Source organism: Mucilaginibacter sediminis, from assembly GCF_051903035.1.
In the GTDB taxonomy this organism is placed as follows: Bacteria; Bacteroidota; Bacteroidia; order Sphingobacteriales; family Sphingobacteriaceae; genus Mucilaginibacter.
On record NZ_CP170602.1, the window covers coordinates 3,346,384 to 3,360,791 of the forward strand.

The window sequence follows — 14,408 nt, forward strand, 5'->3', positions numbered from 1 at the left end:
CAATGCAATTAACAGGAGAGAAAACAGCGGTTTGGGAAAAGGGTTATAACAATTATGGCCCCTGGCTTAAGGAAAAATACAAAGGTCACCGGGTATTTAAAGTTATTGTTGATGGCGGCTTTACCTGCCCTAACCGCGACGGCAGCAAAGGCTATGGCGGCTGCACCTATTGCAATGTCGATTCGTTTACGCCATCGGTAAGCCGTAATGCCCCAACCGTACGCCAACAGGTTATAGAAGGCATGGAGCGCGCCCGCAAAGGCAACAAGGCCGATAAATTCATCATCTACTTTCAGCCTAACACTAATACTTATGCTCCCGCGCATTATTTAAAAATGATGTACGACGAGGCGCTGAGCTACGGCACCGAAGATATTGTTGGCCTGAGCGTGGGCACACGACCCGATTGTATTGATGCCGAAAAAATTGCCCTGCTTGAAAGTTATACCGATAGGTTTGACGTTGACCTTGAAATGGGCATGGAATCGATATACAACGAAACCCTGGGCCAGATAAACCGCGGCTGTAATCACGAAGAATTGGTTAAAGCCCTTAAACTGGTTGAGAACAGCAAACTGGATATTTGTGTGCACACCATTTTTGGTTTCCCCTGGGAAACCCACGAAATGATGCTAAAATATGCCGATGAGATAAACCGTTTCCCGCAAATAAAATTTGTAAAATTCCATCACCTGCACATCGTAGAAGGATCTGTAATGGGCGTAAAATACAAACGTGAGCCATTTAAACTTTTCGGTATCGATGAATACGCCGACTTTTTATGCGAGCTTCTCCCCCGAGTTCGTCCTGATATCGTAATCCAGCGCCTGTTTGGCTTAAGCGACCGTGAACTACTGATAGCTCCAAACTGGGGCTTAAAAAAATCGGAGATCCAATATTATATTGATCAAAGAATTTTGAGCCGGGGTGTGGTGCAGGGGAGTGCGTTAGGTTAAACCTCATCATCATATCAGTATAAGCTCATTGCTATTTATGGTAGTAAAACTTATACATCCTGTCCATCTTTTTGTTGATATAAAAAATCATGGTATACAAAGTGCCGTCTGAGTTGTATATTAGTTTTTCGGTGTATTTGGTTCTCTGCAAACCAACAACTTCAAAACCTATTATTTCAGTACACTGATTATAGCGGTTAAATTTGTAGGTACACCAATAATCCTCGTCTTTTCCAGGTACAATTTTAGATATATTGATGATTTTATCTCCATACGCAGTTGTATCCGTTTTCATATTATAGCTAAAATCAGGCGTAGTTTGTTTGTAGAAGTAGTCTATCACTTCCAGGTTATTATCATCATTATAACTGGCCATATTGGAGACATATGGGGGTAAATTATTTGTCGTCTTTGTAATCCGGTAAAGACGTCCCTTCGTATCATAATCTCTTCTATCGCGGTTTACAAACAATGTATCCTGATTATAACTTACATGATATTGCAACCTGCCGATACTATCATACGCAAACTCATGCGTCATTTTTAAACTTTTGGGATACAACTTTCGCTTGGGGTATTCGTATTCGACCTTTTTACTAATCAAACCAAAATCATAGTAAAAATACACGTATTTTTCGTCTAAATAATTGTCTTTATCAAAGTGAACCTGGTCGGTCAACCGCCCTTCACTGTTATAATTAAAATTTATCGATCCCATATAAGTAGAATCAGCAATACCATGGCGATTCAGTTTATACTCATAGTTGACCCTTCGTACAATCTTGTTTGCGATAATAAATTTATTGGGGAAATTATCAATGCCCAAAAACTGTTCTATGATTTCCTGCCCCCGCAGGTTATTAAAACAAAAAAGCAAAAGCAGCGATAGTAAAAGTTTATGCATAAAGTTTAGTATGCTTCTAAAATATAAAATATTTTCTATTTGCAATCTTGCGATTGCTATTTTAGTTGGATAACAAATCTACAGGCATTAAATTTCCCTTTGGTACCAGTTTTGTTAACCCATAGTTGAAAAATCCCGTATAAAAATTTTAACTTAGATACGTTTTGTCACAAAGAGCGCAACAAAATTACATTCCAGCATTAACCGGTGTACGCGCGATGGCTGCTTACCTGGTTTTTATATCGCATTTTGCGTATGTTTTTGATGAAAAATTTCCTCACTCTGTGCAACGCTTTTTTAACGAGTTCCACATTGGGGTTACCATTTTCTTTGTACTATCGGGCTTCTTAATTGCTTTCAGGTACTTTGATAGCTTTAAGCTTACCAAAAATTGGTTTAAGCAGTACCTTAAAAACAGGGTTGCGCGCATATACCCCATGTATGCCATTTTAACCGTCGGCGCTTTCATTGCCTTTTATTTTACCAACAATCAAATTGTCACCGCGGGGCATAACCCCATAGCCATGTTCCTGATGAACATCGTTTTTTTGCGGGGCTTTTTTGATCAGCTTAAGTTTACCGGGGTAGCGCAGGGCTGGTCGTTAACGGTTGAAGAATGCTTTTACTTTTCGGCCCCTTTCATTTTCCTGATTGCTACCAAATACAAAAAGTTTTATATTCAGCCTATTGCTGTTACCGGCCTGGGCGTTGTGCTTGTGCTAATATTCAGCCATGTTAACTGGTATGGCTTTTTTGGCAACTTCACTTTTATGATGTTGTATACCTTTTTGGGCAGGTGCTTTGAGTTTTTTGCAGGCATACAGCTTGCACTTATAATACGCAGGCAAAAGCCGGAGGGTAATAGCAAAAAGAAACTTACCTATCTGGGTTTTTTCCTGATTTTCGTTTGCGTGTGGATTATGTCGGTACTACCTATTCCGAAGGGCCAGGAAGCCGGCTTGCATAACCCTTTGGGTATTATCACGAATAACTACCTGCTGGCCTTATCAATTACGCTGTTTTTTTATGGCATACTAACCGAGACAACTTTGCTGAAAAAAATCCTGGCCACCCCGTTTGTGGAACTTCTGGGCAAAAGCTCGTATATATTTTACCTGGTACACCTGGGCTACATGTACAACTTTTTACATTTTGGTTTTAACTGGCTTAACGATTATACTTTTACACTTTATGACAAATGGGGGGTCGACTGGCATTCGCCGTTTCAGTATGATAGCTTAAACCTTCTGTATGCTTTTATCGTTTTAAATATAATTTCTATCACCTTATTTAAGCTAATTGAGGAACCGTTAAACCATTATATCCGAAAATCAGATTTTCTGATCAAAAACAAATCACCCAAGCCCGAAAATGAACCGGCAAATATCAATGCTTAGTGAATATATTATGGTGCGTAAATTAAAAAGATACCTGATTCTAATCGGGGCGTTATTGGCTTTTCAGCAGGTACTTGCGCAGCACGATTCGCCGGTTAACCCTAAAAAAGAAGATGAAGAAAGCGTATCAACTATATTAAATATTAATAACAAAGACGGTATATTTAATTCGGTTGCGTCATTTACCTTCGACGTAAAAAACACCTATGATACCCAACAGGAAGGCACTGTTTCATACCTGATTACCGACGAAAAAGGTGTAAAAGTTAAAGCCCTTTCAAAACCTGTAAAAATTGAAAGAAAAAGCACAGAGCACTACAGCTTTGAAATCCCTGCGCTTAAAACCGGGTTTTATAAGCTTAACATGATGATCAATGTATCTGACTATGACGATACCACCCGCCGGGCTTTTGGCATCAGGGCCGATGAGATCAAATCAGCGTATCCTAAGCCGGCAGATTTCGACAGTTTTTGGGCCAATGCCAAAGCCGAGCTGGCTAAAGTAAAACCACAATTTAAGGTAACTGAGGATCCATCCCAAAACACCGATAACCGCAGGGTTTTCCTCATCGAAATGAAATCATTAGATAACCTGACTATCCGGGGTTGGATGACGGTTCCCAAAAACAATAATAAAAACAAGCAATTTTCAGTACTTTTAGGTTTACCAGGTTACCAGGTTAGTTTGCAACCCATTGTAGGGCGCGATGATGATTTAGTAATTATCACCTTAAATACCAGGGGACAGGGTAATAGCCGCGATGTTATACATACCGAACGCGATGCCTTTATATCATACAACATTGAAGACAGGGATAAATATGTAATGCGGGGCGTAATTATGGATTGCGTACGTGCGGTTGACTTTATTTACTCGCGTAAAGAGTTAAGGCACGATCAAATCCTGGCTACCGGCGGCAGTATGGGCGGCTATCTGGCCATTGCCCTTGCTGCATTAGATAAGAGGATAACTATTTGCTCGGCCCAAAACCCTATCCTGAGCGATGTGCACAATTTGGTTGGTACCGTGGAATGGCCAATAAAGGATATCAGAAAATATGTAGCAGGCAGGCCTGGCGTAAACTTTGACCAGGTACTGCATAATATGGAATATTACGACACTAAAAACTTTGCAACTGATATTAAGTGCCCTATTCTGCTGGGTTTAGGCCTGCTTGATCCCTATGTGCCGCCGGGCAACGGCTTTGCGGTTTACAACTCTTTAAATACCAATAAAAAAGTAATGGTGTTTAAAGACCTGGGACACGAGGTAAGCCAAAAATACAAAGATTACGAGGGTGCCTGGATGCGCGATACCTTTGGATTATTTTAACTATACACCTATGGATAAAAACATAACCGCAAACAAAAAATTATTCAAATACCTGCTTGCAGCGGCAATACTCATGGCTTTTTCACCACGCTATAGCTATGCCGATGGCTTTCCGGTAAGGCCGGGCCGGTTTATTTTATCACCGTCGGTAAGTTATTTTTTTGCCAACAAACAATTCGATTCAACAAGCCATAGGCGGGCGTTTGATGATAACGGGCGTTTTCATTCTGTTAGCTACTCGTTTTATAGCGAATATGGTATCAGCAGGAAGTTTACACTATCTGCCCTGGTGCCTTATTCCATGAATTACTTTAATACCGACAGTTTAACACATGCCATCACCACATCGGGTTTGCAGGATATTGAAATTGGCCTTAAATATTACCTGGCCAACATCAACTACAAATATTATTTCAGCATAAAAGCTACCGGTATTATACCTACCTACCGTAATAATGCAAGCCTGGGTTATGGTTATTATGGCTCCGAACTTAAGCTTGCCTTTGCGGGCAGCGGGCATTTATTTGGTAAGCAAAGCTATTTTGTTGCCGAAAATGCCGTTCGCGAATATTTTGGAAGCGAATCTGTTTTCCAGGACAGGTATAACCTTACGTATGGCTTAACGCTCGATAAAAAATTCAAGGAACAGCTCTCGATAAGTATCGGCGGCTTTTACGCAACAAGCAGTAATTCATTTATAAATCCTAATCCTATTATTTCGGCCAATCCTAATACCAGCAAAAACTTTGCGTTTAACCAGGTATCGGCAAGTTACGGGCATGCTTTTACTAAAAATTTATCGCTGTTTTTAACCGGCGGAACCTTTATAACCGGCCGCAATACAGGTGCGGGTACCAGCCTGTCGGCATCGTTGAATTACCGGTTAGATACCCGATAGTTTTAATACATATTTGAAACAGAATTATGAACAGCCTAAAATCCTTTATCCTCGTGTTACAACTTGTCCTGCTTTTAATAACAGGCAGCGCGAATGCAATAACAACTGTTCATAAGGCTGATCAGGAGATATCAACCACGCTCATAGCCGGCAGTAAAGATGCCATTTTTAATGGCCTCGCCAGTTATACCTTTAACGTAAAAAATGCGACGGATGTGCCGCAAACCGGCACTGTATCGTACATAGCAGTTACGCCTACAGGGGTTACGGTTGCAAAAGAAAGCAGGAAGGTAAATCTATCCAAACATAGCAGCGCCAGCTATGACTTTACCGTACCGGAGCAAAAACCAGGATTTTACAAGATCAATTTTATGATCAATGTATCTGACTATGATGATACAACACGCCGCGTGTTTGGCATTCGCCCGGAAGAGATCCAATCACAACATGGCCGCCCTGCCGATTTTGACAGTTTTTGGCAAAATACCAAAAGCGAATTGGCCACGGTTAAGCCGCAATTTAAGATGACCGAAAAAGCCGAGCAGGAAACAGAAAACCGCAAGGTTTATTTGATAGAGATGCGCTCGCTGGATAATATCACTGTACGGGGCTGGTTAACAATTCCTAAAACCAGCATCAGGAACAGACGCTTTAGCACCCTTTTGGCATTGCCGGGCTACCAGGTTGATTTAAAACCCATGTTAGGCGAAGACAATGATATCGCCATTATTACTCTTAATGTGCGCGGCCAGGGCAACAGCCGCGATGTAATTCATCCTAAAAGACCAGATTATATTAGCCTAAACGCCGAGGATAAAAACAAATATGTACTTCGCGGCGCCATTATGGATTGTATCCGCGCTATTGATTTCATTTATTCGCGTCCCGAGCTTGACCCTAAACGTATTGAGGTATCGGGTGGTAGTCTGGGCGGTTTTCTCGCTGCTGCGGTAGCCGGGTTGGATAATCGCGTACAGCTCGTATCGTCACAAAATCCTATCCTGAGCGATATCCGTAATCTTCCCGACCAGGAAGACTGGCCTTTGTATGATTTGCACAAATACGCAGGCGAAAAAGGGATTAAATTTGATAAAATATTGGATAACCTGGATTACTTCGACATCAAAAACTTTGCGCAAAATATTCAAATTCCCATCCTGTTGGGTATCGGTTTGCTTGACCACCTGGCACCGCCCAATAATGAGTACGCTTTTTACAACCTAATTCCCCAAAAGCACCGCGGCATTATGGTTTTTAAAGACCTTGGCCACGAAGTACCAATGACCTACGTGCTGAAAGATGGCCATATGATGCGGGATAAGTTTGGCTTATTTTAAAATGCTGCCGCGGGTTTAACGAAACGTAATCCGTGGTAAAAATAATATAAGCATCAAACGCTACCTTGTTTTATTACCCGATACTGATTAAATGATCGAGGTATCCAAGGGACTGGTAGTGGTCAAAAACAGGCACAAATATTTGGATGCGCCTAAATTGCGCTATCAGTTTAATGTTAACCATAATTAAATATAAAATATTGAATATAAGATATTTATAAATATTTTATCTAAAAAGTGTTAAGTTATGTTAACCCAATCAGATGCGCCCTGGGGATTGATTTAATGTTGATTTAAATCGTGTTTATTAATTTAAGCTGGAAGCTTAAATTAAGCCTTACCACGGGTTACGCTTCGCTAAACCCGCGGCAGCTTGTTTTAAAACGTTACAACAAATCCTTCAGATGTTTATAGTTGGCCTTAACGGTGTCCAATACCTCGTCCATATGGCCGTTAAGCATTAGTTTGGTCATGGAAACCGCCATGCCTGCAACCTGTTTCAGTTCAATTTTCGGCGGCATGGCCAGGGCATTAGGGTCGGTAAAAACGTTTAACAACGCGGGGCCGTCAAAAGCAAGGGCATCACTTATAGCCTGTCTTACCTCGCCGGGTTCGGTAACGGTGAAGCCTTTAATGCCCATAGCCTGGGCAACCAGTGCAAAATCGGGGTTGTACATATCGGTTTGCCAATCGGACAGGCCGGCAACTTCCATCTCCAGCTTTACCATGCCCAATGAGCGGTTATTAAAAACTACAATTTTAACCGGTAATTTATACTGAACGATTGTTGCCAGATCGCCCAAAAGCATCGAGAGGCCGCCATCGCCGCAAAGTGCTATCACCTGCTGCCCTGGCCGCGAAAGCGCCGCGCCTATGGCCTGGGGCATGGCATTGGCCATCGATCCGTGGTTAAAGGAACCTATCATTTGTCGCTTGCCAGTAGCATTAATATAACGCGAGCCCCATACGCACGACATCCCCGTATCTACCGTAAAAATCGCATCCTCGGCGGCGAGTTTATCCAGTACATGAGCCACAAACTCGGGGTGAATTTTGTCGGTTTCGCCGCTATCGTCAACATAAGTTTGCATTTTATCTTTAACATCGGCATACACTTTTAGCTGGGCCTGCAAGAAGATATCATCTTGTTTTTGGGCGATGAGGGGCAGCAGCGCTGTTAAAGTATCTTTCACAGTTCCGCATAAACCAATATCAACTTTGGCGCGGCGGCCAAGCCGTTCGGGCTTAATATCTACCTGCACTATTTTACAATCTGCAGGCATAAATGGTGTATACGGAAAATCGGTGCCCAGTAGTATCAGCAGGTCGCACTCATGCATGCTGTGGTAGGCCGATGGCAGGCCAAGCAGGCCCGTCATGCCCACTTCATTAGGATTATCATACTGGATATCCATTTTAGCACGAAACGAATAGGCAACCGTAGCATTCAGTTTTTGCGATAACTCCACCACTTCGTCATGCGCGTCGGCAGCGCCTATACCGCAAAATATAGTAATTTTATCATACCGGTTAATTAATTCGGCCAACTGCTGCAAATCGGCATCTGTAGGGCGGATAATAGGAGCCGGATTAAAGTTTTGGATTGATGTTTCGATATCAACGGCATCCATGCCGGATAAATCGCCCGGCAGGCCAATTACGGCAACACCTTTTTGATGCAACGCGCTTTGGATACCGGCCTGCAGCATGCGCGGCAATTGTTTTGGCGTGGTGGCTATCTGGTTATAGTAACTACAATCATCAAACAGCTTAATAGTATTGGTTTCCTGGAAATAGTTTGTACCAAACTCAAAACTGGCAATTGTTGACGCAATGGCTATAACGGGCGCGCCCGAGCGGTGGGCATCATATAATCCGTTTATCAAATGTACATGACCTGGCCCGCTGCTGCCTGCACAACAGGCAAGGCCGTTCAGCTGTGCTTCGGCACCGGCAGCGTAGGCGCCGGCTTCTTCATGTCGGACGTGGACCCACTGAATGCTGCCTTCGCGGCTTACGGCATCATTTACTTCGTTAAGGCTATCGCCTGTTACCGCGTAAATTCTTTTGATGCCGGCATCTACCAGCATCTGTACCAATTGGTCTGCAACTTTTTTTGCCATTGTAATCTTGATTATCTCCGTATAGCTTAACCAAATTACAAGGCAAGGGTTTTCAGTTTATCCCTTATTGCAAATAAAATATTTTAAAGTGCCGTCAGGCTTTTTGTTTATAAGCCACCGAAACATTTTTTAACTTCTCTATAATTTCGTTCAGTTTCATGGGCTTTGCTATATAATTATCCATACCGGCCTGCAGGCAGATTTCTTTATCTTCGGCCATGGCATTAGCCGTCATGGCTATTATATAAGGCTGCGGCCTGCCGTTTCTCCGGATATGGGAAGTTGCTTCAAGCCCGTCCATGCCGGGCATTTGGATATCCATTAATACTACATCAAAATCATTTTTCTCCATTTCATTCAAAACTTCAATACCATTTTGAACCATTTCGGGCATATAGCCCAGCTTATTTAAAACACGCTGTATCAATTTTTGATTTACAGGATTATCTTCGGCAACAAGTATTTTAAGCGGGTTTTCCGTTGCAAAATCAACCGAAAGCATTTGTTTACTTTTATCTTCAAACAACGGGTTGTTATTATTTAAATTTAAAGCTACCTGCAGGCTGCTAAATAAGTACTGCTGCTTGACAGGTTTTGTCAAAATGGCCGCGAATAATCCCGGGAACTTCTTTCTGCTCTCGTCGCCTATCGAGCTGAGCATAATAACAGGTATTAGCGGATTAACGCTTTTGATAGCTTTGGTTAAACCCACGCCATCCATTTCAGGCATCTCCATATCGGTAATAATCAACTGTATACTACTATCTGTTAACAATTGGTTAAGGGCATCTTTAGCCGAAGTAGTTGCAGCAACTTTCATCTCCCAATTTTCCAGCTGGTTTTTTAAAATTTTAAGATTTGTTTTATTATCATCTACAATTAATACCTGTATCCCATTAAAACCTGCTGTGGTATACATATCATCCCGGGGCGCTTTTGCATTACTTACACCCGCATTAATAGTAAAATTAAAAACCGAGCCTTCTGACGGCAGGCTTTGAACCCAGATTTCGCCGCCCATAAACTCAACCAGCTTTTTGCTGATTACCAAACCAAGCCCGGTACCCCCATATTTGCGCGTGGTTGAAGAATCAACCTGGCTAAAAGGTTTAAATAAATTTGATAACTTATTTTCCGGAACTCCAATACCGGTATCCTTCACGCTAAAACCAATTAGTATGTTACCGTCGTGAGCTTTGGATGCAGCAAATACCCTTATAAATATTTCTCCTTCCTCGGTAAACTTGATGGCGTTACTCACCAGGTTTATCAAAACTTGTTTAAGCCTAAGCTCATCGCCTACAATACATGCCGGTACATCTGTATCTATTTCATAAATTAAATCAATATGTTTTTCGGCAATTTTGGTCGAGAACACATCCATCACATTTTCTATGCTCTTACGAAGCACGAAATCCTCGTGTTCAATTTCAATTTTCCCCGATTCTATTTTAGAAAAATCAAGGATGTCATTAATCACATTCAACAGGCTTTCGCCGCAATTGATAATCGTATCGGTATACTCGCGCTGTTCGCTATCAAGGTTGGTTTCGGCCAATAATGATCCCATCCCGATAACACCATTCATAGGCGTACGTATTTCGTGACTCATGGTGGCCAAAAAAGTACTTTTTGCCAGGTTGGCTTTTTCGGCTTCTTCGCGGGCCAGGTGCTCCTGGTGTTTTTGTTCGGTAAGCTGCTGGTTAAGTATTTTCAGGTCGTCGGCCTGCTCAAGCAACTTATCTGATTTGATGGTCAATTCAGTATTTAACGAATGTAATTCTTCTGATTGTGCCTGCAATTCCTCGGCCTGTGCCTGCAATGCTTCTGATTGCGTTTGCAGTTCTTCGGCTTTATTGGCAATATCGGCAGTCCGTTCTTTAACCTGCTTTTCAAGCTCTGTTTTTTGCTTGTTGATACCGTTGATACGGTGGCGGTAGTAAGAATAAATACCGGCAATAAAACTAAGCGCGGCTAAAATGCGAAACCAAAGCGTTTGCCAAAACGGAGGCGTAATAATTATTTGAACCGAGGCTGTTTTTGGGTTCCAAAAGCCATCGTTATTTGATGCTTTTACGCTAAATGTGTAAGTACCAGGATCAAGATTGGTGTACGTTGCTTTTTTTGTCGCATCGGCAGTTGTCCAACCGGTATCAAATCCTTCCAGCTTATAAGCATAGTTGTTATTTTCGGGGATTACATAATTTAACGCGTTAAATTCAAACGTAAGGGATGTTTGCCTGTAGTTTAAATGCAGCTGCTTTGTTAAAGAGATATCGGTTTTTAATATCGAATCCTTTTGCCCCGGAACAATAGTTTTATTAAAAACTTGAAGCCCGGTAATAAAAACTGGCGGAAGAAAGCTATTGATTTTGATATTTTTAGGATAAAAAGTGGTAAGCCCTTTGGTGCCACCAAAAAACATTTCGCCATCTTTTGCCCTTAAAAACGAATTGGATTCAAATTCAATCCCCTGCAGGCCATCATGAATATTAAATTTTTTGTAGGTGTGCTTATCCGGATTAAACATAGACAGGCCATCATTTGCGGATACCCATAGGTTGCCAAATTCATCTTCGGTTATGCCTTTAATCACATCATCAAGCAGCCCTGGCTGTTGGCTGTAAGGTGCAAACACATTTTTTTTTGCATCAAAAAGATACAAGCCTGTTTGACCTATCCACAAACGCCCTTTATGGTCGGTAAATATTACCCTTATATCGGGTTTCCTGGCAAATTCATTAAAATAGTGCGAGAAGCGCCTGCTTTTTAAATTATAGCAGTTTAAGCCGCCATCGTCGCCGCCAAACCAAACATTGCCGGCTTTATCCTGGTTAATTACAAACACGTTATTGCCCAGGAAGCTGGTAACCCCATCGGGATCTTTGGTAACACGCCTGAATTGGTGAGTTTTAGCATTCAGCAGGTTAAGGCCCCCGCCAAAAGTGCCCACCCACAGGTTGCCCTCGCTATCCTGGAATGTTTTAAATACCATATCCGAACTAATGGTTGTTTTGTCATTCGGATTATTTTTAAAACGGGTAAACCTGGTGCTCCCCGGGCGGAGCAGGTTTAACCCGCCGGCCCAGGTACTTATCCACAGGTTTTTATCCATGTCTTCGGTAATATCAAGCACTGCGTCCGAGCCAATGCTGGCCGGGTCGGCCTCGTTATATCTGAAATGTTTAAACGATGCTTTTTCCCTGTTAAAAAGGTTTAACCCACCCCCATCGGTGCCAATCCAGATATTGCCCCTGCTATCTTCGCAAAACGATTTAACATCACTAAAACTTAAACTATTGGGATCTTTTTCCTGCCGGTAAACGTTAAACCTGTTGGCAGCAGGAGTGTATAAGCTAATGCCTCCACGGCCCGTACCAACCCATAAGTTGTCCTGGTTATCCTCAAATAAACCCGATGCCGAGGTTTGTGCAAGGCTTGTCGGGTCGTAAAACTTATGGGTATAGTGATAAAAGCTGTCATCAGCCGGATTATAAAGATTAAGCCCTTCGTTTATCGTACCTATCCAAACATGGCCTTCGTGATCAATGAGCAAACCGGAAAGCGCTATCTCGTTACCCGATAGGCTACCCGCCTTGCCGGTGATATGTTGATACTGTTTAAAGGAACCATTTTGCGGATCGAAAACCAGCACCCCCGCGGTTTTAGTGGCCAGCCAAAGTTTGCCATCCCGGGCCAGCTGCATTGATTGTATATTGTTAGCCGCGGATCCGAACTTGTTTTTTATCAGGTTAAATTTTCTGGCAGAGCGGTTGTAAACATTTAAACCAGAATCAGTTGCTATCCAAAGCCTGTTCTGCCTGTCTTCTAAAATATAATGAACGGCTCCTGCACTAATGCTGTTGCCATCCTTCTTGCTGTGGGCAAAATGTAAAAACTGTTTTGTTTGACGGTTAAAAATATCAAGGCCACCACCTTCTGAAACCACCCATAAAACATGCTGTGTATCTTCAAAAATGCAGGCAATCATGCTTCCGCTAACGCTATTCTTATCTGTAACATCATGAGTGTAACGTGTAAATGAATTGCTATATGGGTTAAAGCTATTGAGCCCGTTTGCAGTTCCAATCCATAAAATTTTATTGCTGTCTTCGTAAATATACTTGATCAGGTTGTCACTCAAACTATGATTATCGCCCGGTATGTTGCGATAAACAATCATTTGTTGCCCATCATAACGGTTTAAGCCATCCTGTGTACCAAACCACATGAAACCCCGGCTGTCCTGCCGAGTTGCAAAAACATAACTGTTTGATAAGCCTTGCTCGATACTAATTTGCTTGAATTTTATTTCGGGCGCTTGTGTTTTACCATCTGTTGGATATAAAAGACACACAAGCACTGCAATCCCAGAAACCCAACATGTAAACCATCTGTGCGGTTTAATCATCACTATATAAAAATTGGTTTAGCTATATACTTTTTTATACGATTGCTTTTAAGTAAAGTTGGCATTAAGTAACATTTTATATATTTATTAAAAAATTGATTCATAGGCATATATCCATATTAAAATCTGTTCATATTATTGCATTAATAAAACCCTTATGGCACGCATAGTTATTATAGCTTACAAACCAAAGCCCGGCAAAGCACTGGAGCTGAAAGAACTCACCAAAACCCATGTACCGCGTTTAAGGGCCGAAGGACTTGTTACTAACCGTGAAGCTGTAATTATGGAAGCCGTTGATGGCACCGTGATAGAAGTTTTTGAGTGGCTATCGGCCGATGCCATCAGGCAGGCGCATGCCAACCCTGTTGTACACCAGTTGTGGGCCGAGTATGCAGAGGTATGCGACTATGTAAACCTAAGCAGCCTTGCCGAGGCCGGCAACATGTTTGCAGAATTTAACGCAGTTGATTAACCAGCTAAATAACATGCTATCCAATTAAACAAATTACCCGTATGCCAACAAAGCGCGTGTTTTGTTGTTATGGTAGGGTTTTACAGATAAAATATCAATGCAGAATTTACTTTAATACCAGTGAATATGAAATTTAACCTTGCGCCAATCATCACAATTTTTACCTTTTGTCTTATAGCGCAAAACTCATTTGCCCTTGTACAAAAGGATACAGTTAAAACCAACACCGTTACAGTGGCACCAGTTGAAGTGTTGCCGCAATTTCCAGGCGGGCAAGAAAAGCTTACCGCGTTTATTAAATCGAAATTACACCCTGTAAAAGGTGCATCAGGAAAAGTTTTAGTTTATTTTGTTGTGGAGAAGACCGGAAAACTAAACCATATTAAAGTAATTAAAGGGCTTAGTGCCGAGGCAAATAAAGAGGCGGTGCGTGTTATCAAACTTTCGCCCAAATGGAAGCCGGGTACTCAAAATGGCGTTGTGCGTAGGATAGCCTATACCACTCCGGTAATTTTTAGTTAAAAGCTGGTTCATAACAGGCTTTATTGGCCCCGGTGGTCAATACAAAAGTGTG

At 41.9% G+C, this 14,408-nt stretch carries 10 protein-coding genes; 7 read left to right on the forward strand and 3 right to left on the reverse strand.

The window, feature by feature from the left end:
- The first annotated feature begins 2 nt into the window (after positions 1-2).
- Positions 3-956: a TIGR01212 family radical SAM protein gene (locus tag ACFGVS_RS13370; protein WP_439698997.1), complete on the forward strand. Its 954-nt coding sequence runs from the start codon at positions 3-5 to the stop codon at positions 954-956.
- A 31-nt stretch (positions 957-987) separates the two neighbouring features.
- Here ACFGVS_RS13370 and ACFGVS_RS13375 read toward each other — a convergent pair whose 3' ends face one another.
- The gene (locus ACFGVS_RS13375) at positions 988-1,860 is read right to left on the reverse strand and encodes a hypothetical protein (protein WP_274211986.1); all 873 of its coding nucleotides are present in this window, start codon (positions 1,858-1,860) and stop codon (positions 988-990) included.
- A 164-nt stretch (positions 1,861-2,024) separates the two neighbouring features.
- On the opposite strand from ACFGVS_RS13375, the gene ACFGVS_RS13380 reads away from it, so the two are divergent.
- The 4 genes from ACFGVS_RS13380 to ACFGVS_RS13395 are packed head-to-tail and all read left to right on the forward strand — an operon-like array spanning position 2,025 to position 6,825.
- Positions 2,025-3,257, forward strand: a complete 1,233-nt coding sequence (locus ACFGVS_RS13380) for an acyltransferase family protein (protein ID WP_439698998.1) — start codon at positions 2,025-2,027, stop codon at positions 3,255-3,257.
- The gene (locus ACFGVS_RS13385; RefSeq protein ID WP_439698999.1) at positions 3,232-4,590 is read left to right on the forward strand and encodes an acetylxylan esterase; all 1,359 of its coding nucleotides are present in this window, start codon (positions 3,232-3,234) and stop codon (positions 4,588-4,590) included. Before ACFGVS_RS13380 ends, ACFGVS_RS13385 begins: the two co-directional genes overlap by 26 nt.
- A 10-nt stretch (positions 4,591-4,600) precedes the next feature.
- Entirely contained in the window at positions 4,601-5,488 is an 888-nt protein-coding gene (locus ACFGVS_RS13390; protein WP_439699000.1) for a hypothetical protein, read from the forward strand.
- A gap of 26 nt (positions 5,489-5,514) precedes the next feature.
- On the forward strand, positions 5,515-6,825 hold the full coding sequence (locus ACFGVS_RS13395) for an acetylxylan esterase (RefSeq protein WP_439699001.1): 1,311 nt from the start codon (positions 5,515-5,517) through the stop codon (positions 6,823-6,825).
- 386 nt (positions 6,826-7,211) lie between these two features.
- Here ACFGVS_RS13395 and ACFGVS_RS13400 read toward each other — a convergent pair whose 3' ends face one another.
- On the reverse strand, positions 7,212-8,948 hold the full coding sequence (locus ACFGVS_RS13400) for a thiamine pyrophosphate-dependent enzyme (protein WP_439699002.1): 1,737 nt from the start codon (positions 8,946-8,948) through the stop codon (positions 7,212-7,214).
- 94 nt (positions 8,949-9,042) lie between these two features.
- Entirely contained in the window at positions 9,043-13,359 is a 4,317-nt protein-coding gene (locus ACFGVS_RS13405; RefSeq protein ID WP_439699003.1) for a two-component regulator propeller domain-containing protein, read from the reverse strand.
- A 157-nt stretch (positions 13,360-13,516) separates the two neighbouring features.
- On the opposite strand from ACFGVS_RS13405, the gene ACFGVS_RS13410 reads away from it, so the two are divergent.
- Together ACFGVS_RS13410 and ACFGVS_RS13415 are read left to right on the forward strand one after the other, a co-directional pair.
- Positions 13,517-13,834 (forward strand): hypothetical protein, encoded by a 318-nt coding sequence (locus tag ACFGVS_RS13410; protein WP_090651346.1) that lies wholly within the window; start codon positions 13,517-13,519, stop codon positions 13,832-13,834.
- 126 nt (positions 13,835-13,960) lie between these two features.
- On the forward strand, positions 13,961-14,356 hold the full coding sequence (locus ACFGVS_RS13415) for an energy transducer TonB (protein WP_090651347.1): 396 nt from the start codon (positions 13,961-13,963) through the stop codon (positions 14,354-14,356).
- Positions 14,357-14,408 lie beyond the last annotated feature (52 nt).

What these genes read in the sequence shown, in the direction of transcription:
- ACFGVS_RS13370 (WP_439698997.1), top strand. Translation starts at nt 3, where the DNA reads ATGCAATTAACAGGAGAGAAAACAGCGGTTTGGGAAAAGGGTTATAAC.
- ACFGVS_RS13375 (WP_274211986.1), bottom strand. Translation starts at nt 1,860, where the DNA reads ATGCATAAACTTTTACTATCGCTGCTTTTGCTTTTTTGTTTTAATAAC.
- ACFGVS_RS13385 (WP_439698999.1), top strand. Translation starts at nt 3,232, where the DNA reads ATGAACCGGCAAATATCAATGCTTAGTGAATATATTATGGTGCGTAAA.
- ACFGVS_RS13390 (WP_439699000.1), top strand. Translation starts at nt 4,601, where the DNA reads ATGGATAAAAACATAACCGCAAACAAAAAATTATTCAAATACCTGCTT.
- ACFGVS_RS13395 (WP_439699001.1), top strand. Translation starts at nt 5,515, where the DNA reads ATGAACAGCCTAAAATCCTTTATCCTCGTGTTACAACTTGTCCTGCTT.
- ACFGVS_RS13400 (WP_439699002.1), bottom strand. Translation starts at nt 8,948, where the DNA reads ATGGCAAAAAAAGTTGCAGACCAATTGGTACAGATGCTGGTAGATGCC.
- ACFGVS_RS13405 (WP_439699003.1), bottom strand. Translation starts at nt 13,359, where the DNA reads ATGATTAAACCGCACAGATGGTTTACATGTTGGGTTTCTGGGATTGCA.
- ACFGVS_RS13410 (WP_090651346.1), top strand. Translation starts at nt 13,517, where the DNA reads ATGGCACGCATAGTTATTATAGCTTACAAACCAAAGCCCGGCAAAGCA.
- ACFGVS_RS13415 (WP_090651347.1), top strand. Translation starts at nt 13,961, where the DNA reads ATGAAATTTAACCTTGCGCCAATCATCACAATTTTTACCTTTTGTCTT.